At 73.3% G+C, this 19,934-nt stretch carries 14 protein-coding genes and 1 tRNA gene; 5 read left to right on the forward strand and 10 right to left on the reverse strand.

Annotation, left to right across the window (positions count from 1 at the left end; translation table 11 throughout):
• Positions 1-35 precede the first annotated feature (35 nt).
• Positions 36-1,550, forward strand: coding sequence for a phospholipase D family protein (locus CLV35_RS00970; protein ID WP_231121276.1), 1,515 nt, complete (start codon positions 36-38; stop codon positions 1,548-1,550).
• Here the strand turns inward: CLV35_RS00970 and CLV35_RS00975 are convergent.
• On the reverse strand, positions 1,505-2,278 hold the full coding sequence (locus CLV35_RS00975; protein WP_183061558.1) for a Bax inhibitor-1/YccA family protein: 774 nt from the start codon (positions 2,276-2,278) through the stop codon (positions 1,505-1,507). The genes CLV35_RS00970 and CLV35_RS00975 overlap by 46 nt on opposite strands.
• Before the next feature lie 98 nt (positions 2,279-2,376).
• Positions 2,377-2,450: transfer RNA gene (locus CLV35_RS00980), tRNA-Leu, on the reverse strand.
• 258 nt (positions 2,451-2,708) lie between these two features.
• Here CLV35_RS00980 and CLV35_RS00985 point away from each other — a divergent pair.
• On the forward strand, positions 2,709-4,019 hold the full coding sequence (locus tag CLV35_RS00985) for a glycosyltransferase family 4 protein (protein ID WP_147431828.1): 1,311 nt from the start codon (positions 2,709-2,711) through the stop codon (positions 4,017-4,019).
• A 38-nt stretch (positions 4,020-4,057) separates the two neighbouring features.
• Positions 4,058-5,020, forward strand: a complete 963-nt coding sequence (locus CLV35_RS00990; RefSeq protein WP_121191583.1) for a UDP-glucuronic acid decarboxylase family protein — start codon at positions 4,058-4,060, stop codon at positions 5,018-5,020.
• A 66-nt stretch (positions 5,021-5,086) separates the two neighbouring features.
• Here CLV35_RS00990 and CLV35_RS00995 read toward each other — a convergent pair whose 3' ends face one another.
• Both CLV35_RS00995 and CLV35_RS01000 read right to left on the reverse strand, forming a co-directional pair.
• A complete protein-coding gene (locus CLV35_RS00995) occupies positions 5,087-7,345 on the reverse strand; it encodes a hypothetical protein (protein ID WP_121191566.1) in 2,259 nt (752 codons plus the stop codon).
• Positions 7,342-8,139 carry a glycosyltransferase gene (locus tag CLV35_RS01000; RefSeq protein WP_231121277.1) on the reverse strand — a complete coding sequence of 266 codons (798 nt, stop codon included), beginning with the start codon at positions 8,137-8,139 and terminating at the stop codon, positions 7,342-7,344. Before CLV35_RS01000 ends, CLV35_RS00995 begins: the two co-directional genes overlap by 4 nt.
• Positions 8,140-8,653: 514 nt before the next feature.
• Between CLV35_RS01000 and CLV35_RS01005 the strand changes: the two genes are divergently transcribed.
• A complete protein-coding gene (locus CLV35_RS01005; protein ID WP_121191568.1) occupies positions 8,654-10,408 on the forward strand; it encodes an NPCBM/NEW2 domain-containing protein in 1,755 nt (584 codons plus the stop codon).
• On the opposite strand, the gene CLV35_RS01010 is transcribed toward CLV35_RS01005, so the two are convergent.
• Positions 10,398-12,005: a lipopolysaccharide biosynthesis protein gene (locus CLV35_RS01010; protein WP_183061559.1), complete on the reverse strand. Its 1,608-nt coding sequence runs from the start codon at positions 12,003-12,005 to the stop codon at positions 10,398-10,400. The two genes, CLV35_RS01005 and CLV35_RS01010, sit on opposite strands and share 11 nt — an antisense overlap.
• Before the next feature lie 188 nt (positions 12,006-12,193).
• On the opposite strand from CLV35_RS01010, the gene CLV35_RS01015 reads away from it, so the two are divergent.
• Positions 12,194-13,336 carry a glycosyltransferase family 4 protein gene (locus tag CLV35_RS01015; RefSeq protein WP_121191570.1) on the forward strand — a complete coding sequence of 381 codons (1,143 nt, stop codon included), beginning with the start codon at positions 12,194-12,196 and terminating at the stop codon, positions 13,334-13,336.
• Here the strand turns inward: CLV35_RS01015 and CLV35_RS01020 are convergent.
• The 5 genes from CLV35_RS01020 to CLV35_RS01035 form a co-directional block, all read right to left on the reverse strand.
• Positions 13,285-14,316 (reverse strand): glycosyltransferase family 2 protein, encoded by a 1,032-nt coding sequence (locus CLV35_RS01020; RefSeq protein WP_121191571.1) that lies wholly within the window; start codon positions 14,314-14,316, stop codon positions 13,285-13,287. The genes CLV35_RS01015 and CLV35_RS01020 overlap by 52 nt on opposite strands.
• Positions 14,313-15,350: a glycosyltransferase family 2 protein gene (locus CLV35_RS01025; protein ID WP_183061560.1), complete on the reverse strand. Its 1,038-nt coding sequence runs from the start codon at positions 15,348-15,350 to the stop codon at positions 14,313-14,315. Before CLV35_RS01025 ends, CLV35_RS01020 begins: the two co-directional genes overlap by 4 nt.
• Positions 15,275-16,774, reverse strand: coding sequence for a hypothetical protein (locus CLV35_RS19785; protein WP_183061561.1), 1,500 nt, complete (start codon positions 16,772-16,774; stop codon positions 15,275-15,277). Before CLV35_RS19785 ends, CLV35_RS01025 begins: the two co-directional genes overlap by 76 nt.
• Positions 16,775-16,931: 157 nt before the next feature.
• A complete protein-coding gene (locus tag CLV35_RS01030; protein WP_121191573.1) occupies positions 16,932-19,268 on the reverse strand; it encodes an NPCBM/NEW2 domain-containing protein in 2,337 nt (778 codons plus the stop codon).
• Positions 19,269-19,443: 175 nt separating this feature from the next.
• A partial coding sequence (locus tag CLV35_RS01035) for an NPCBM/NEW2 domain-containing protein (RefSeq protein WP_231121279.1) occupies positions 19,444-19,934 on the reverse strand: 491 nt, incomplete at its 5' end.

Below are 19,934 nucleotides of genomic sequence, written 5' to 3' on the forward strand. Positions count from 1 at the left end.
CGCTAGTGCGCGCGCTCCGGTCGCTACCCTGGCGCGTGGCCGTAGCCGACTGGTTCCTGACCGACGAGCGCCCGTGGACCGAGGGCAACTCGGTCGTGCCCCTCGTGCACGGCGAGGAGTACTTCGCCGAGCTGCACCGCTGCCTGGAGCAGACGCGGCAGGGCGACCTGGTGCTGTTCACCGACTGGCGAGGCGACCCCGACGAGCGGCTCACCGACGACGACGACAGCTCGGTGGGCGCGGTGCTGTGCCGGGCGGCGCGGCGAGGGGTGGACGTACGCGGCCTGATCTGGCGCTCGCACCTGGACAAGCTCGCGTTCAGCGCCGAGGCCAACCGCCACCTCGGTGACGAGATCGAGGCCGCCGGCGGCGAGTGCCTGCTCGACATGCGGGTGCGCACCGGCGGCTCGCACCACCAGAAGTTCGTGGTGCTGCGCCACCCCGGCCGCCCGGAGCTCGACGTCGCGTTCGTCGGCGGCATCGACCTGTGCCACAGCCGCCGCGACACCGCCGAGCACCTCGGCGACCCCCAGCCGGTCGACATGGCCGCGGTCTACGGGCCGACGCCGCCGTGGCACGACGCGGCGGTGGCGCTGCGCGGGCCGGCGGTGGCCGACGTCGAGAGGGTGTTCCGGGAGCGCTGGGACGACCCGCAGCCGCTGACCCGCAACCCCGCGCGTTGGCTCAGCGAGCGGCTGCACCGCGACGACCGCCACGCCGACCGCCTGCCCGACCCGCTGCCGGCGCCGGCACCCGCCGGGAGCCTGCCGGTGCAGCTGCTGCGCACCTACCCCTACCGGCTGCGGGGCTACCCGTTCGCGCCGCAGGGCGAGCGCACAGTGGCGGCGGGCTACGAGAAGGTGCTGGCCCGGGCCGAGCGCATCGTCTACGTCGAGGACCAGTACCTCTGGTCGGCCGAGGTCGCGCGCTCGTTCGCGACGGCGCTGCGCCGCTCCCCCGAGCTGCGGGTGGTCGCGGTGCTGCCGCGCTACCCGGACCAGGACGGCCGGTTCTCCAAGCCCCCGAACCTCTACGGCCGCGAGCAGGCGCTGCGCATCATCCAGGAGGCGGCCGGCGACCGGTTCTCGGTCTACGGGCTCGAGAACCGGCACGGCACGCCGGTCTACGTCCACGCCAAGGTCTGCGTCGTGGACGACGCCTGGGCGACGGTGGGCTCGGACAACTTCAACCGGCGATCGTGGACCCACGACTCCGAGCTCAGCGCCGCCGTGGTCGACGAGGACTACGCGCGCTCGCTGCGCCTGCGGCTCATGGCCGAGCACCTCGACGCGACCGACGCGGAGCGGGCGGCGCTCGCTGACCCGGTCGCGGCGTACGAGGCGCTCCGACGCTCGGCCCAGCGCCTGGAGGCGTGGTACGCCGGTGGCCGCCGCAGCGAGCGGCCGCAGGGACGACTGCGCCCACTCGCCGACCCGCCGCTCTCAGCGGCGACCCGGCTGTGGGCGCAGTGGGCCTACCGGGTCGTCTACGACCCGGACGGGCGTCAGTTCTCGCGCAGGATCGCCAGCAGGCGCAGCAGCTCGATGTAGAGCCAGACCACGGTCGAGGTCAGGCCGAACGCCGCCAGCCAGGAGTAGCGCTCCGGCAGGCCGTTGCGCACGCCCTGCTCGACGAAGTCGAAGTCGAGCACGAGGAAGGCGCTCGCCAGGGCGACGCCCGCCGCGCAGAGCAGCAGCCCGATGCCGCTGACGCCGTAGAAGCCCCAGCCGCCGCCGACCCCGAACAGCGAGCCGACCAGCGAGGCCAGCGCGATGCCGAAGTAGGCGAGGCCCGCCACCGAGACGATCTTCAGGAACTTCGGGGTGGCGCGCACGACGCCGGTCGCGTAGAGCGCCAGCATCGAGCCGAAGGCAACGAGCGTGCCGATCACGGCCTGGCTCACGATGCCGGGCCACTGGGCGTCGAAGACACCGCTGATGCCGCCGACGAACAGGCCCTCGGCGGCCGCGTAGGCCAGCACGAGACCGGCGCGCGTCGACTGCTTGAAGGAGATGACGAGGCCGACGACGAGGCCGGCGATCATGCCCACGAACGCGAGCGCCGGCACCATCCAGCCGACGACGGCGAAGACGACCAGCACGGCGAACGACGCGAGCGTCTTCATGACGACGTCGTCGACCGTCATCCGGCCCATGGCGGTGGGGGTCGCCGCGGGCCGCTGGTACATGTCCTCGAGCGACCCCGGCGTGGGCGTCTCCACGTCGCGGAACGTCGCGTAGCCCCCGCGCGAGGAGAACGCCTCGCTGCGGTTGAACACGGGGTTCCTGCTTGCCACCGAACACACCTCCGACGAGCCGCCGCACCTTGCGGGGCTCTCACCAGGATGAACGCCGCCGCGCGCACGGATAGTTCCGGTGCTCCCGGTGGGGTTCGAACCCACGCTCGGCGCTGTTTAAGAGCGCTGCCTCTGCCGGTTGGGCTACGGGAGCCGCGACGCTCGATCCGGTGGTCCTCGGCGGCTGTGGCCATCCTCACACGGCGGCCGCGCAGGGTGCACCAGGCCCGTCCGCACCGGTGCAGACCGGCTCTGACCAGGCGATCCTCGGACCATCCGCCCCTCGTCCCGGACGTCGGCGGCGGCTCGTCACCACCCCCCGGGGTGGTCCCCGGGCTCTCGCCTTGGGCGGGAGTCCTGTGACACACTCGGGGCCGTAGTCGCGTGGGGGGACCCGAGAGGGGGCTACGCAGTGTCGACGCGCAAGGACGTGCGGGAAAGCCCATCTGGCACTACCGAGGAGACCGTCCTGCAACCCGAGAACGGCACCACGTCCGCGCACGACACGTCGAGCAGGCGTCCCGTCGTCCTGCACGTGGTCGAGGCCTGGGGCGGCGGCGTCATGTCCGCGGTCCTGGCCTACGCCCAGTCTGCGCCTGCCTACCGCCACGTCGCGCTCGCCGCGCCGCGCGAGGGCCACGACACCGGTGAGGTCGCCGAGCGCGACGGCGTGACGCTGCGCGAGATGCCCCGCAGCCGGCGCGCCGCCCTGCGCGCGATCGCGGCCGAGTACCGCTCGCTGCGCCCCGACGTCGTGCACGCGCACTCCTCCTACGGCGGTGTCCTCGCCCGGCTGTGCGGCGCCATCCCTCGCGAGAAGATCGTCTACACCCCCCACTGCTACGCCTTCGAGCGCCGCGACGTGCCCGTGCCGGCCCGCTGGGCCTTCTACGCCGTCGAGCGGCTGCTGGCCCTGCGCACCGGGGTGACGGCGGGGTGCAGCCCCCGCGAGGTCGAGCTCGCCCGCGCCATGCTCCCCGGCAGCCGGCGCCCCACCGGCGCCGCCTACGTCCCCAACGTCGTACGCGTCGAGCACTCCCCGCGCCGGCGCGGGGGCCCGCTCACCGTCGTCGGCGTCGGCCGCCTCGACGCCCAGAAGAGCCCCGAGTTCTTCCGCGCCGTCGTCGCGGCCGCGCGCCCGGTCGACCCGACCCTGCGCTGGCTGTGGCTCGGCGGCGGCTCCCCGGAGAGCGTCGAGCAGATGCGCGCCGCAGGCGTCGAGACCTCGGGCTGGCTGCCCCGGCCCGAGCTGCTCCAGCAGCTCGCCGAGGGCGACATCTACCTGCACACAGCCGCCTGGGAGGGCGCCCCGATCTCGGCGCTCGAGGCCGCGGCCCTCGGCCTGCCGGTCGTCGGCCGGGCGATCCCCGCCATGGCCAGCCTCGGCCTGCAGCGCCTGGCGAGCACCCCCGAGCAGGTCGCCGAGCTGGTGCTCGCCCTGCGCGAGCCCTCCGAGCGCGCGGTGGCCGTCGCCGAGAGCGCCGAGCTGAACTCGCGCCACTCCCCCGAGCACCAGGTCGCGGCGCTCACCGGCGTCTACGACGCGGTCTCCGGCCGGGTGCCCGAGCCCGCCGTCACCCTCGACCGCACCATCCCGCTCGAGCGCACCATCACGCTCGACGCGCACGTCGTCGACCTCTCGCGCGCCGAGCGCGAGCGGACCTCCGCCTCTCGGACCGGGGCAGTGTCGCGCCGTCCGGACACCGACCCGAGCACGCAGTGAGCGTGCGCCCGACCGGGCGCACCGAGAAGGGATCAGACGTGGGACGAACCGTTGTCACCGGCGGCGCCGGCTTCCTGGGCTCGCACCTGTGCGAGCGCCTGCTCGCCGACGGCGAGGAGGTGGTCTGCCTCGACAACTTCGTCACCGGCGCACCCGAGAACGTCGCGCACCTGCTCGAGCGCCCCGGCTTCCGGCTGGTGCGCACCGACGTCACCGACTACATCCACGTCGCGGGCGCCGTGGACACCGTGCTGCACTTCGCCTCGCCGGCCTCGCCGATCGACTACCTGCAGCTGCCCATCGAGACGATGAAGGTCGGCTCGATCGGCACGCTGCACGCGCTCGGGCTTGCCCAGGAGAAGGGCGCGCGGTTCCTGCTGGCCTCCACCTCGGAGACCTACGGCGACCCCAAGGTGCACCCGCAGCCCGAGACCTACTGGGGCCACGTCAACCCGGTCGGCCCGCGCGGCGTCTACGACGAGGCCAAGCGCTTCGGCGAGGCCCTGACCATGGCCTACCGGCGCCACAACGGCGTCAACGCCGGCATCGTGCGCATCTTCAACACGTTCGGCCCGCGCATGCGGCCGAACGACGGCCGGGCGATCCCGACCTTCATCCGGCAGGCGCTGCTGGGCGAGCCCCTCACCGTCGCCGGCGACGGCTCGCAGACCCGCTCGGTGATCTACGTCGACGACCTGGTCGAGGGCATCCTGAGACTGACCCGCAGCGGGCTCGACGGCCCGGTCAACATCGGCAACCCGCACGAGATCTCGATGCTCGACCTCGCCGTGTGGATCCGCGACCTGACCGGCTCCTCCTCCGAGGTGCAGTTCATCGAGCGCCCGCAGGACGACCCGTCGGTGCGCCAGCCCGACATCACCAAGGCCCGCGAGCTGCTCGGCTGGGAGCCCGTGGTCCCGGTCGAGGAGGGCCTGCGCCGCACCATCGCCTACTTCCAGAGCCACCCCGAGCTGGTGGGGGCCCCGCTCAGCACGGTCTGAGCACGCCGCGCGCGACGAGAGCCGCCCACCCCCGCGGGGGGTGGGCGGCTCTCGTGCGTCGCTGGGCTACTTCTCGACGGTGAACGAGTCGAAGACCGCCGTCAGCGGGGTGGGCGCGTCCTGGTTCGACACCAGGACCCCCGCGGTGGAGCGCACGCCGAACCACGTGCTGAGGTCGACCGGCGTCCGCGTCGCCAGCGTCGTGAAGGCGTCGGTGTCGCTGTCGAGCCGGTACTGCGCCGTCAGCAGGCCGGTCGAGGGGTTCGCGAGGATGCGCAGGTCGACCGTGGTGGCGGTCGAGAGGCCCGGCACGGCCGTCGTCGGGTAGATCAGCGTCGGGGTGCGCGCCTCCTTCGGGTAGGCGGTGTTCGCCTCGTAGAGCACGGAGAGCGCCGGCGCACCGCCCTTGTTCTCGACCTCGACCTTGATGTAGTCGTCCTGGTCGGGGCCGAACCACACGGCTTCCTGGTCGTGCCCCGCGTCGACGTCGCTGAAGGGCCCGCGCAGGCGCGCGGTCACCTTGGTCAGGTAGCGCGAGCCCTCGAAGGTCCGCTGCAGAGCGTTCTGCTGGGTGTTGATCGTCCCGGTCGTCGTGCCGGGGCCGCTGGTGAGCCGCAGGGTCCCGGAGGCGGCGTCGAGGTCGACCAGGCCCGGCGCGTACTGGTCGCCGGCCGTGTTGGCCTGCACCGAGTCGAAGCCGGTGGGCTGCCCGTCGCGGTCGAGCACGCCGTAGCTCGTCTTGCCGAACGTCAGCCAGTTCGCCGACGACGCGGGCGAGGACGCGACCGCGCCCGCGGCCGGGGTGGCGTTGACCAGCAGGTAGACCTGGTCCTGGTAGTCCCAGTTCTTCGGGTTCTCGGTGCCGCCGTAGTCGTAGCCGGCGATCCAGGTGTTGGGCACCGTGCCCGCGCTGGTCGTGGCGGGGTAGAAGCGCCAGTCGTGCAGCTTGGTCGAGCCGTTGAGCCCGTCGTCGCTGGTGTAGGTGCTGTCGGTGTAGACGCCGAACGGCCCGGTGGGCGTGAAGTCGGTCGTGCCGGTCCAGGCCGGCATCAGCCGCTGGTTGCCGGGGCCGCCCGCGCCGTCGGTGTTGGCGACGAACGAGTGCAGCTGGGTGCGCGTGGACGAGCCCTTGGCGAACCAGCCGGCCTTGCTGCAGGGGCAGTTGGCCTGCAGCGCGATGTAGCGGGCCACGGGGACCAGCCGAACCGGCTTGGTCGGGTCGGCGGCGACCCAGTAGGGCGAGATCCGCTCGGAGCCCGCCGGCAGGCGCGTCGAGGAGATGTAGGTCTTGTCGCTGCCGACGTTGGTGGTGTAGCCGAGCGTGCGCACGACCTGGGCGAGCCACGGCTCGTTCGGGCCCTCGAAGTCCTTGCTGTCGAGGCCGGCGAGCGCGACAGCGGCGCTGGGCCGTGCCGGGTCGTCGCTCGTCAAGGTCAGCGTCGCGGCGTTCTCGACCGGCCCGCCCGCGGTCGGCACGAACTGCACCCCGACGGTCGTGCGGGCTCCGGGGGCGACGGTGAACGAGCCCGGTGTGCCGGCCGCCAGCGCGAAGGCACCTGCCTGCGCGCCGCTGACCGCCAGGCCCGTGACGTGGAGCGGGCCGTCGCCGGTGTTGGCCACCGTCAGCGGCAGCGCCGCGCGGACCTGCTCGTTGACCGTGCTGAAGACCATGCGCGTCGAGGCAGGGGAGAGCACGTCGGCCGCCGAGCTGAGCGCCAGGGCGGGCGTGCCGACGGGCTCCGGCTGCTGAGCGACGTCGACGTAGTCGATCTTGGTGTTGGTGCCGCCGGCGGCGTCGAGCGTGAGCCGGCCGTCGGTGACCTGGACGGTCACGGTCGCCGACGCGAACGGCGCAGCGGCGCTCGGGACGACGCCCTCGATCGCCGTCGTGCCCTCGACGCTGAGCCGCGGCCGGCTGTCGTAGTACTTGGGGTCGCCGACCGAGACCGTGACGGTGTAGGTGCCGGCGGGCACCGCGAGCTCCCAGCGGCCCGGGACGGCGACGCCGCCGAGGGTGCCGGAGTACTGCATGTGCACGTAGCTGTCGAGGCGCGGGTCCGACACCTTCTTCTGCACGCGGCCGTTGCCCACGAGCGAGAGCGGCGCGGAGGAGTCCTGCGCCACCCAGCCGGAGCCACGGGCGGCGTCGAAGGCCTGGCCGTAGTCGTCGGTGTAGCCGGCGGGCACCGGGCCGCCCTGCGCGGTGAAGTTCACCTTGGCCGTGAAGAGCGCGTCGGCGGCGGATGCCGGCTGCGTGCCGGCCGCCAGCAGCCCCAGGGCTGCCAGGAGGACGACGGCCGAGGTACGGGTGCGGCGGAGGTTCACGACGTGCCCTTCAGGCGGAACGGCGGTGGGCTGGCCTGCTCGTGCACGGACGCGCCGGCGGCCTGCTCGAGGTCGGCGAGGGAGACCTGGTCGGCCTCGCGCACCAGGGCGAGCCCGCGGCCCGAGAGCATGTCGGCGATCTGCTGCTGGTGGTCGTCGACGTGCTCGCCGAAGGCGGCCCGGCGCGGCACGAGCACGGGCAGCTTGCCGTTCTGCAGGGCGCCGAGCGAGGACCCGGTGCCCGCGTGCGCGACCACCACGTCGGCCTCGCGCACGGCGTCGGCGAGCTCGCGCGCAGGCATGGAGGCCCGCGCGTCGATCGGCAGGCCCGAGACGTCGGTGACGCCGGTCTGCCACAGCACCTCGACCTCGGGCGGCAGCACCTGCACGAGCCGCTCGAGGACGCGGCGGAAGCCGTAGCCCTCGGAGCTGCCCAGCGTGACGACGACCTTCTTGACCGCCCGCGGCTCCCCCGCCTCGGCCGCGTAGCCGTCGAAGACGGTGCCGCCGAATCCCCACCGCCCGGTGGCCCACGACTCGTACTGCGCGTAGAGGTTCACCCGGGGCAGGGCGGCGATGATGCGACCGGAGGCCGAGGGCCCGGTCACGCGCGTCGCGCTCTCGATGTAGTGGACCGGCACGCCGCGCGCGACGAGGAACGGCAGCACCGAGACCGCGAGGTTGGCACCGGTGCTCACCGCCACGTCGGTGCGCCGGAGGGGCACGCGGCGCAGCGCGGCGACCGCGTTGCGGGCGACGTCGGCGACGCTGCGGCTCTGGGGGTAGTCGAGCATCACGACGTCCTCGCCGGCGAGCAGCGAGCGGCTCTGGGGCGTGTCGTTGGTGACCCAGAGGACGTCGTCGCCCAGCCCGAGCCGGGGACGCAGGGCGTGCAGCTGGGCGAGGTGCCCACCGACGTTGGCGACGAGCAGGGCGGGGATGGCTCCTCCAGGGACGTTCTTCGACGGCGGGAGACAGTCGTCGATGACGGTCCGGGCGGCCCGACCGCGTACGTGGCCGACCGGGGGGAGCCTACCGGGCGGGCCCGGGCGGCGACCAGAGAGTGATCTAGATCACTACCCGAAGGGGTTTCCGGTTGCCGGGACAATGGCCCTATGCTCTGGCCAAGCCTGTGGGGGGCCTGTCGCCGCTGATGCGGCTCGACCGGGAGACCGCCGCACCGTTGCTGGTGGTCCGGGGCCCTAGCGCCAACGCACCTGCTCGTCGGGCTCACGCGCGCCTCCATCGCGCCTGGGCCCGGCGGCCTCGTCCTGCTGCCCGCCCCCTCACGAAGACGGACACACTCTCATGGAACGACGCAAGAGCCGCAGAAGCAACCCCCTGGCCCGACTGGGTGCGGGGATCCTCGCCGTCGCCTGCGCCGTCCCCCTGACCGTGGCCGCCTCCTCGGCCGCCTCCGCCGACGAGGCGGGCGCCGCGCTCACCGTCGGCCCGTCCGACGACCTGCTGGGGGCCCTGGACGCCGCCGCCGGCCACGGGGGCACCGTGACGCTCGCACCGGGCACGTACGACGCCGCCTGGCTCGACCGCTGGACGATGGACGACCTCGACCTCAGCGGCGTGACCCTGCGGGGCGCCTCCCGCGACGGCGTCGTCCTCCAGGGCCTGACCCTGAAGGGCGTGCACGGCCTCACCGTCACCAACCTGACGATGGTCAACAGCCCGCTCTCGCTGCAGAGCGTGGTCCGGGTGTCCGACGGCAGCTCCGACATCACGTTCGACGGCGTCACCATCGAGCCGCAGGTGCTCTCCGGGCTCGACATCTGGCGCGACACCGACTCGATCACGCTGCGCGGCAGCATCGTCGACGGCACGGGCGTCAACGGGCTCGCCGCGTCCAACGGCACGGCGCGCGCGGTGCGCATCAACGGCGCGCCCTACGACCTCGACAGCTGGCCCACCAACATCTCCATCACCGGCAACGACCTCTACGGCGCCGGCTCCGACATCATCAACATCGCGGGCGCCAAGCACGTCGTCATCTCGGGCAACCGGATCCACGACCCGCAGAAGAACGCCGACCACAACGACGGCATCCAGTCCTTCGGCTCCGACGACCTCAAGATCGTCGGCAACCGCTTCTGGGCACCGGGCCCCAACGGCCCCGACCAGGCGATCATGCTCGGCCCGAACCGCTCCGTGAGCACGCTGCGGGTCAGCAACACCTACATCGCCAACAACATCGTCTCGGCGTGGCGCGGCAGCGGCATCTCGGTCGTCAGCACCGACGGGACCCGCATCATCAACAACACCGTCGCGCCGACCGGTGAGCCGGGCGCGCGTGGCTCCAGCATCGCGATGTCGGGCAACTCCGGCCTGCAGATCGTCAACAACATCCTGTTCAAGGTCTTCGGCACTGGCGAGGTCGCGCGCCAGGACCACAACTGCCTCGTCGACGGCTACGCCAAGGGCGACACCGACACCGACGACCCGGGCTACGACGCGAGCAGCGACTTCGCGCTCGACGCCGACAGCGTCTGCCGCAACAACGCCGCCACCGACGTGGCGACCGCGACCGACATCTCGGGCCGCCAGCGCGACTCCCGTCCCGACCGCGGCGCCTGGGAGTACGCGGGTGACGCGGGCTCCGACGGCAGCAGCACGAGCCAGCAGGTGCGCGTCGACGACCTCGACCTGACCAGCGCCAGCAACGGCTGGGGCCCCGTCGAGGTCAAGGGCTCCAACGGCAGCCGCGGAGCGCACGACGGCGGGTCCCTGCGGGTCGACGGCACGACGTACCGCTCCGGCTTCGGCACCAACTCGGACTCCTCGATGAGCTTCGACCTGCCGGCGGGGTGCACGAAGCTCAGCGCCCGCGTCGGCGTCGACGACGAGGTGGGCCGCCGCGGCACCGTCACCTTCCAGGTGTGGGTCGACGGCGACAAGCGCTACCAGAGCGGGCTGGTCCAGGGCGGCGACCCTGCCCTGTCGCTGACGACCGACGTGTCGGGCGGGCGCTCGGTCACCCTGGTGACCACGTCGGCCGGCGACGGCATCGACTACGACCACGGCGACTGGCTGAACCCCACCCTCAGCTGCTGACCCGCCGCTTGCGGTGGACGAGGTCCCCGGCCGCTGTCGCGAGCAGCGGCCGGGCGACCACCAGCAGCGTGGCGGCGTAGGCGACGGCCCCCGCGGCGATGACCGCCGCCAGCGCGACCCAGTCGGGCACCCGGTCCTCGGTGAGCTGGAGCACCAGCTCGGCCGCACCGGCCATGACGGCGGTGGCCGTGGCGATCGGCCAGAGGCCCTGGACCGTGCGCCAGAAGCTCATCTCGAGGATCTCGGCGATCTTCCACTGCGGCAGCGGCACCCACAGCGCCCCCACGACGGTGTAGGCGACCGCCATGCCGGTGATGCCGAACGGGATGGCGCAGACGAAGCCCACCGTGAAGACGGCGAGGGCGATCGAGCCCAGCACGAGGTCGAGCTGCGGGCGGCCCACCGCCTGGAACACCGAGCCGGAGAGCCGGTTGACCGCCAGCCGCGGTCCCGACAGCGCGAGGATCTGCACCGTCGTGACGGCCGGGCTCCACGCGTCGCCCAGCAGCAGCGGGATCAGCAGGGGCGCCGACACCGAGATGCCGACCGAGGCGGGGAAGCACACCAGGCAGATCGCCTGCTGGCCGCGCAGGAAGCCCTCGCGCAGCAGGCGCACGTCGTCCTGCACGCTCGAGAACGCGGGCATGGCCACGGTGGCGATGACGTCGGCCACGCGCTGGATCGGGTAGAGCATCACGCGGTACGCGGTGCTGTAGTAGCCGAGGTCCGTGGCCCCGAGGAACTTGCCGACCAGGAAGTTGTCGATCGAGGTCTGCAGGTAGTAGACGAGCTTGAACGCCGAGACCGAGGCCCCGAAGCCCATCAGGTCGCGCAGGGCGGCGCGGTCGAAGCCCGGCCGCCAGTCGACCAGCCCGAGCCGGCCCGCGATCACGCCGTAGGCGACCAGGACGATGGCCGACTCCCCCACCGAGTAGGCGACCAGCGCCCAGACGCCGGCGCCCGCCACAGCGAGGCACACCGCGAGCGCGGCCGACCCGACGACGCCGATGCCGGCGCCGAGCGCGAACTCGCGGAAGCGCAGCTCGCGGCGGATCATGTCGCGCGGGATGCCCAGCAGCCCCTTGAGCGGGAAGTTGACGCTGAGCACCACGAGCACGAGCGGGAGCCGCCGCTGGTCGAACAGCTCCCCCGCCGGCACGGCGAGCGCGCAGGTGGCGCCGGCCAGGAGCAAGCCGAAGGCGAAGGTGGCGCTGATGGCGGTGCGCACGTGCGCCCGGGTCAGGTCGGTGCGCTGCACGAGCGCCGGCCCCAGGCCCAGGTCGGTGATCCAGCTGGCGGCGGCGGTCACCAGGAAGCCCAGGCTGATGAGGCCGAACTCCGAGGGCGCGGTGAGCCGCGTGAGCACCACGGTGAGCGCGATGCGGAACACCTGCTGGAAGACCTGGTCGATCGCCGCCCACTGCACCCCGCGGCGCACGTGGCCGCTGAAGTCGCCGGTGCCGGCCCCGGCCGGGCGCACGAGCCGCTCGGGCGGGGGCTCGGTCCAGTCGTCGCCGCCGGGGGCGAGCGCCTGCTCGGCCACCGCCGCGTCCCGTGCGTCCTGCTCGTCCTGTGCGTCGGTGCCGTGTCGGCTCACGCGGTGGTCCTCCTGCGTCCCGCGGGACATCGGCGACCCGGCTCGTTGCTCGTTCGCTGCCAACGTACCGTGCCGGACGGGGTGCGGATTTCGCCAGGCGCGCCGCGTCTGGCACGATCGGCGCTGAACTGTGCCGCACTGACGACGTCCTGCGGCGCTCGACGGGCTGCCCAGGAGGACGTCAGACGATGGCACCGGATCCGCGCATCCGCCCGCTGCTCATGTGCGAGCGGGGCCTGCGCGGCGGTGCCCAGACCAGCACGGTCATGCTGGCCGAGGCCCTCACCCGCCGCGGCTACGACACCACCTTGACCTTCGGCTACCCCGGACCGCTCGCTGACGACGCGCGGGCGCAGGGGGTCCGCCTGGTGCCGACGCCCTCCGAGGCCCTCCCGCGCGCGCTGCACGCGCGCATGGCGTGGCTGACGGCGTACGCAGCGATGGCCCGGCGCACGCCCGTGCACGTCAACTCGCTGCAGAGCCGCTGCGTCGCGGTCGGGCTCGCCGCGCGCCGGTTCGGCGTGCCCGTCATCGGCCACCTGCGCACGCCGGCCGAGCTCGACAACGCCGAGCGGCTGCACCGCGCCGGCGCCTACATCATCACCAACAGCAGCGCGACCGAGCGCGAGCTGCGCCGCCGCGGCGCCACCCGCGTGCGCTTCGTGCCCAACGGCCAGCAGCCCGACACGTTCGTGCCGGCGCGCACCCGGGCCGAGGTGCTCGCCGAGGCCGGGCTCGACCCCGAGGGCAGCGTGGCGATCGTCGTCGCCAACGTGTGGCCCCACAAGGCGCTCGACCTGCTGCTCCCCGGCCTGCTCGAGGCGATGGCCGCGAACCCCGGCCTCCAGCTGCTCCACGTGGGCGCCGTGCACATGGAGTCGATGTCCGGGCTCGCAGCCTCCCTGCGCTCCCTGGTCGACCAGGCCGGCATGACCCGCCGGGTCGCCTGGATGGGCAGCCGCAGCGACATCGCCGACCTGACCGCCGCCGCCGACATGTGCCTGGTGCCCTCGCGCGGCGAGGGGACCGCCCGAGTGATCCTGGAGGGCTGGTCGCTCGAGAAGCCGGTGGTCGCCGCAGACGTCGACGGCCTCAACGACCTCGTCGACGACGGCGAGAACGGCCTGCTCGTCGACCTGCACGACACCGGGGCGACCGCGCGCGCGATCGAGTCGCTGGTGCGCGACCCGGCGCTCGCCCAGCGGCTGGCCAAGCAGGGCCACGAGGACGTGACCACGCGCTACTCGCACGACGCCCACGTCGACCGGGTGCTCGAGGTCTACCGGGAGGTCACCGCACGGCGCAGCTTCGGGCGGCGGGCCGGCACGTAGAACCACTCGGTCGCCGGCCACGAGACCGGGCGGGGAGCCAGGCCCACCGCGACCAGCCAGGCGGAGAGGAAGGCGCGCTGCTTCGCGCCCGCGCTGCGGTCGGCCAGCGTGGTGCGCAGCCCGGCGCGCAGGAGCCCCAGCCGCGTGTCGCTCGCGACCGGGTGGTGCGCACCGTCGGCGCGCAGCGAGGCGAGCCGGGCGCGGACGCTGGCGGGGTCGCCGAGGCCGAGGTCGGCGGCGACCGGCAGGCCCAGCTCCCGGGCCAGCGCGGTGACCGCGTCCTGGCGGGCGATGTCGTGGGTGACCCACAGGCGCAGCCGGTCGGCGGTGAGCGTGTCGGCGCGCCAGCCGTTGCTGCCGTGGATGCGGTAGGCGGTGAGCGGCTCGTCGACGGCCACGACGTCGCCGAGCAGGCCGGCGAGCGCGATCAGGTAGGAGTCGGCCGAGATGCGGAACGACTCGGCCGGCATCGGCAGCAGCCGCTCGAGCACCCAGCGGGGGTAGGCGTTGCCGCTCATCGCCGGCGAGGAGTAGTAGCCGCTGCGCAGCACCTCCTCGCGCACGGAGCCGCTGGCCAGCGGGGTGCCGGCGCCCGGACGGAGGTGGCCCAGCGGGGCGCCGTCCTCGTCGACCGCCTCGAGGCGCCAGTGCACCTTGGCGACCCCCTCGCCCATGGCCGTGACCGCCTTCGCGGCAGCCTCGGGGCGCAGCTCGTCGTCGGCGTCGAGCACGACGACGACCTCGCCCGTGCAGTGGAGGAAGCCTTCGTTGACGGCCGATCCCTGGCCGCCGTTGGGCTTGGTGACCACGGTGACCCGGTCGCCGTAGGAGCGGGCGACCTCGACCGAGCCGTCCTTGCTGCCGTCGTCGACCACGACGACCTCGACGTCGGGGTGGGTCTGCGCCAGCGCGCTGTCGATCGCGCGGCCGAGGAACCGCTCGTAGTCGTAGTTGTCGATCAGGACGCTGACGCGGGTCATCGGGGTCTCCGGGACGGACGGCTGGCCGGGACGTAGAGCCAGGTGATGAGCGTGCGGGCGACGGGCAGCGGCGCGTAGCCGACGAGGACGAACCAGACGGCGAACGCGGCCTTGGTCCTCGGACCGGCCTCGGGCGAGGCGAGCATGCTGCGGACGCCCGCGAGGACGAGCCGGCTGCGCCTGTCGCCCGGCGCCGGGTGCGCGGCGCGGTCGAGCCGGAACGACGCGAGCCGTGAGCGCAGGCCCGACTGGTCGCGCATGCCCACGTCGGGCTCCATGTCGAGGCCCCGCACCGCGGCGGCCTTCTCGAGCTCGTCGTAGCGGGCCAGCTCGCGCTCGACGTGCCCGCCGATGGCGCGCGCGTCGATGCTCGAGCTCGCCCAGCCGTTGGCGCCGTGGCGCCGGTAGGCCCCGAGGCTGCGCTCGACCGCCACCACCGGCCCGACCAGCGCCGCGACGGCGGTGAGGTAGCCGTCAGCGGTGCGCCGGAAACGCTCCTCAGGGATCGGCAGGACCTCCTGCAGGGCGGCGCGGGAGTAGGCGTTGCCGCTCATCACCGGGGTGGTGTAGCGCCCGGTGCGCAGCAGGCTCTCGCGCACCTCGCCGGAGCCCAGGCGCGCCGCGGCCGGCGGGTTGGTGCGCCCGACCGGGGTGCCGTCGGCGTCGACCTCGTCGAGCCGCCAGTGGGCCTTCGCCGCGCCGGGCTGCCAGGCCGCCACCAGCTCGGCCGCCGCCTCGGGGTAGAGCTCGTCGTCGGAGTCGAGGAACACGACGATGTCGCCGGTGCAGGCGTCGAAGCCGGCGTTGAGCGCCGAGGCCTGTCCCCCGTTGGCCTTCGCCACGAGCCGGATGCGGTCGCCGTACGCGGTGGCGACGGCCACCGACTCGTCGGTCGACCCGTCGTCGACGACGACCACCTCGACCCGCGGGTAGGTCTGCGCGAGGGCGCTGTCGATGCTCAGCCCGAGGAAGCGCGCGTAGTTGTAGTTGTCGATGACGATGCTGACGAGCGGACCGGTGTCGGTCGCGGCCACGAGGCGCTCCGGAGGGGTGTCGGGACGGCGAGCAGACCGGCGAGGACCCACAGCGCGTGGGGGAAGCCGTTGTTGACGAAGTAGGGGTTGCTGATGTCCATCACGATGGTGCCGAGCACGATCGCGCTCATCGCGTGGCCCAGCGCCGACTCCTCCGGGCGCACGGAGCCCTCCGCCCGGCGGGCACGGGTCCAGAGGAACAGGCACCAGAACGCGAACGCCGCGAGCAGCGGCACGCCGCCGCGCAGCAGCAGCGTGAGGTAGAGCGACTCGGTGAACTTCCAGTTGACCTCGGGCGGGATGCCCGGGCCGTAGCCCGCGAGCAGGTGCGGCTTGAGGGCCGGGCCGTACTGCGTGGTCCACACCTCGAGCCGGTAGGCCAGCGAGTGGGGCAGGAAGCCGCCCGAGCTGCCGCCGGTGGTGCCGACCGCCGGGCCCGAGAACTGGGTGCTCAGCCGAGTGACCAGCGTGGGGCCGAACGCGGCGGTGGCCACGGCGACGCTCGCGACGAGGACGCCGAGGAGCTGCACGACCCGGCCCTTGCGCACGCCGAGGACCACGGCCGCGAGCAGGGTGCCGATCATCGCGATGATCGTGAGGGACGCCACGAGGCTGAGCAGGTTGGCCAGCACGACCCCCACGAGCAGGGGGGGCGGCAGGACCCGCTGGCCCGGCGTCAGCAGCAGCGCCACGCCGACGACGATGATGAGGAAGGCGTAGCCGGCGAGGTCGTGCCAGTGGGAGTAGAGCCCGGTCGCGCGTCCGGTGTAGGCGACGCCGGTCAGCGAGGACAGCAGCCGTCCCCCGGGACCGGGGCCCAGCTGCAGCAGCACCGTGCCGGTCACGACGAGCGAGGCCAGCAGCGTGCCCCGCAGCGCCCTGGTGCGCAGCTCGGGGGTCGGCAGTGTGATGCGCACGACGCGGTAGGCGAGGAAGAACTGCACGGGGCTGACGAGGGTGCTGATGTCGCCGGTCAGCGGTGCGCCGCGCCGCAGCAGCCCGGCGACGCCGAGCGCGACGGTGAGGACGACGTAGGCGAGCGCCACCCAGTCGAACACCCGCCAGCGCGCGTGCTCCTGGCGGCCGACCGTGAGCAGGACCAGCGCGCCGAGCCCGACGGCGACGACCTCGGAGACCTTGAAGCCGGGGACGAGCAGGCCGCGGCGCAGCCCCGGGGTCAGCGGGACGACCCAGGCCAGGACGAGGCCGGCGAGCGCGGGGCGGGCGACGACCGCGAGGGCGCCGAGCACCGCCACGACGGCGGCGAGCCCGGCGAGGGGGCCTAGGGTGGCGGCGGCGCCGACGACGGCGGCCGAGGCGACGCCGAGCGGGAGCAGGGCCCGGGGCCCGCAGACGGCGGCGAGCCCGGAGGTGGGCAGGCGCACGGGGAAGGCGAACGGGCGCTCGAGGACCGGTGCGCTCATCGGTGGCCGTCCCCTTCGTCGCGCGGACACGTGTCTCCGGCTGGGCGGAGAGTCTATGTCGCGCTCCGGTGCGCGGTCGTACCTCGACGCACAACGTACCAGGCCCGCACCGCCGTGGACGGCGGTGCGGGCCCGGGTGTGAGCAGGTCGACGGGTACTACGCCTGGGCGCAGGTGAACGCCGCGTCGGCCCAGTCGGCGTGGTCGTAGGAGGTGCCGTCGCCGCCGTTCGTGACGACGAGGCTGACCTTCTGCGCGCCGGTCAGGTCGACCTCGACGGGTACGCCGCCGTCGGCGTTGCGCACCACGCCGCTGTCGTAGCGCTTGGTGCCGTCGACGAAGACCTGGAAGTCGGCGCTGCCGCGGCCGTGCACCTCGTCGTCGACGCCCACCGTGGCGGTGAAGGCGCTGCAGCCGGAGACCGCGTAGACGACGGTGCTGGGCGAGTTGACGCCGAGACCCTTGCTGAACGTCTTGCCGCCGAGGGAGAGCTGCTTGCCGTCGCCGGCGGGCTTCTCGCCGTTCGCCTGGTCGCGCTCGACCGGGCCCCAGCCGCCGGTGGCCGAGCTCCACGCCAGGTCGCTGGCCCAGGTCACGGTGTCAGCGGCCTTCGTGGGGGTCGGGGTGGGCGTGGGAGCGGGCGCCGGCGGAGCCGGCGGAGCCGGCGGAGCCGGCGGAGCGGTAGGTGCGGTCGGGGCCGGCGTCGGCGCGGGGACCGGGGTCGGCGTGCCGCCGGAGATGCCCGAGAGCTGCGGGGAGCCGGGGGCGAAGCAGACCAGGCGGGCGTCGGCCCAGTCGCCGTGGTCGCTCTTCGACCCGTCGCCGGCGTCGGTCACCGCGAGGCGGAGCTTCTTCGCACCCACGACGCTGACGCTCATGGGCAGGCCGGCGCTGGTGCCGGTCAGGACGGGGCTCCTGTAGACGCGGGTGCCGTCGAGGTAGACCTCGAAGACCACCGAGCCCTTGCCGCCGGTCTCGTCGTCGATGCCCAGCGTGCTGGCGAGGGTGGTGCAGGTGCCGTCGAGGGTGAAGTCCACCGTGCTCGGCGCCTGGACGCCGACGTTCTTGGTGAACAGGACCTTGCGCAGGCGGGCGCGGTTGCCGTCGTTGGCGAGCGGACCGCCGTTGGCCTTGTTGTGCTCGGCCGGGCCGTAGCCGTTGGTCGAAGCGGCGAAGGTCATGTCGCCGAGGTAGTGGTTGGCACCGACGGAGCCGGTGTACTCCCACGCGCCGCGGTCGGGACGGCTGTCGCGCGAGTGCCCGCCGAGGTCGGTCGCGGGGCCGCCGGGGGCGGCGTTGTCGCGGCAGAGGCTGTCAGCGGCGAGCGTGAAGGCGGCGGCGTCCGCGTACCCGGGCTTGTCGGTGTTGATGTCCTGCGGCGAGGCGCCGGACGCCACGCAGTTGTGGTCCTGCGCAACGGCGCCCGAGGCGTTGACCTTGTGCAGGATGTTGTTCCACACGTGGGCGCCGGGGTTGGTCGAGCCGATGACGATGCTCGAGCCGCGGCTGGTGGCCGTGCCGGTCGGGCCGATGGTGTTGTTGACGACCTTGGTGCCCGTCGTGCCGCCGAGGTTGAAGCCGCTGCCGCGCCAGGTCGTGACGAGGTTGTCGGCCAGGTAGGTGTTGCTCACGCGCAGCGTGGCCACCGCGAGGTTCGGGCCGAGCATGACGGCCTGGTCCGGGCCGTTCGGGCCCGGCGCCGAGAAGCGGTTGCCGATGATCTTGAGGTCGTCCGAGCCGAAGGACTGGACGCCGTCGTTGTGGTCGGCGTTGACCTGCGGGTCGTGGATGTTGTTGCCCTGGATGAGGACGTGCTGGGCACCGGCGATGTTGACGATGTCGGAGCCGGCGCCGAACATGTCGTTGCCGCTGATCGTGATGTTGGTGGGCCAGCTGGCGAGGTCGTAGGGCGCGCCGTTGATGCGTACGCCGCGCGACGTGCCGTTCGTCGCGGCCACGCCCTTCACGCCCGTGCCGTCGATGACGCTGTCCTTGACCGTGATCCGGCTCGTCTGCTTCCAGATGTCGATGCCCGACAGGGTCTTCGGCTTCACCGTTGCCGACGAGACCGTGATGTCAGTGCTGCCGTCGCTGATGCGCACGACGCCCTGGATGGCGGTCGACGGGTTGGTCAGCGTCATGTTCGTCAGCGTGGCGCCGTGGATGCCCTTGAAGGTGACGCCGTTGACGACCACGCCGGTGCGCGAGGCACCGCGGAGGGTGACGCCACCGAGGTCGACGGTCTTCACGGCGCGGTTGTCGAGCCAGACGGGCTCGTAGCTGCCGTTGCTGAGCACGACGGTGCCGCCGGGCGTGACCGAGTCGATGGCCGCGGCGATGTCGTCACCGGGCTTGACGGTCACCGTGCCGCCGGCGCTGGTGGAAGCGGATGCAGCGGAGGAGAGCGCAGGGAAGGTCAGGGTCAGAGCGGCGACTGCCGTGGACGCGAGCACGCCGCGGGACAAGCGCGTGGGGAGGAGGCGGTTCCGGGTCATGACCTGTGTCTCGGGGCGGTCTCGGGCGTTCTTGAAACGCGGGGGGCCGAATGGGCCAGAACTCACCCGTTCGGCAGCACCTGCGCGAGCGCACCCCTCGAACGGGTGACGACGCGGCGCCGGGCCCGCCGTCCGGGTGGACGGCGGGCCCGGCGGGGTCGCGGAGGGGGGCGCTCTAGACCGCCGGCTGCGTGCAGGTCACGCGGGCACCGGCCCAGTCGGCGTGGTCGTAGGACGTGCCGTTGCCGCCGTCGGTGACGACCAGGCTCAACTTGCTCGCACCGGAGAGGTCGACCGCGACGGTCTGCGCCGCGGAGTCACCGGTGACGAGGCCGCTGTCGAACTTCTTGACGCCGTCGACGAGCACCTGGAAGACGACGCTGCCCTTGCTCGTCACGTCGTCGTCGACACCGACGACCGAGGTGAACGAGTCGCAGGCCGTGACGTCGTAGGTGATGGTGCTCGGCGAGTTGGTGCCGAGGCCCTTGTCGTAGGCCGTGCCGTCCACCAGCAGCTTGCCGCCGTCGTTGGCGTTCTTGCCGCCCACCGAGTGGTCGAGCTCCACCGGCCCCCAGCCGTTGCTGGCCGAGGTCCACGTGAGGTCGCTGAGGAAGCTGGTGGTGATCACGGGGGTGGGGGTGGGCGTCGGGGTCGGCGTCGGCGTGG

This window comes from Motilibacter peucedani, from assembly GCF_003634695.1.
In the GTDB taxonomy this organism is placed as follows: Bacteria; Actinomycetota; Actinomycetes; order Motilibacterales; family Motilibacteraceae; genus Motilibacter; species Motilibacter peucedani.

Coding starts and splice junctions, on each gene's coding strand:
- CLV35_RS01000 (WP_231121277.1), bottom strand. CDS start 8,139: ATGCTCGACTACCCCCAGAGCCGCAGCGTCGCCGACGTCGCCCGCAAC.
- CLV35_RS01005 (WP_121191568.1), top strand. CDS start 8,654: ATGGAACGACGCAAGAGCCGCAGAAGCAACCCCCTGGCCCGACTGGGT.
- CLV35_RS01015 (WP_121191570.1), top strand. CDS start 12,194: ATGGCACCGGATCCGCGCATCCGCCCGCTGCTCATGTGCGAGCGGGGC.
- CLV35_RS01020 (WP_121191571.1), bottom strand. CDS start 14,316: ATGACCCGCGTCAGCGTCCTGATCGACAACTACGACTACGAGCGGTTC.
- CLV35_RS19785 (WP_183061561.1), bottom strand. CDS start 16,774: ATGAGCGCACCGGTCCTCGAGCGCCCGTTCGCCTTCCCCGTGCGCCTG.
- CLV35_RS01030 (WP_121191573.1), bottom strand. CDS start 19,268: ATGACCCGGAACCGCCTCCTCCCCACGCGCTTGTCCCGCGGCGTGCTC.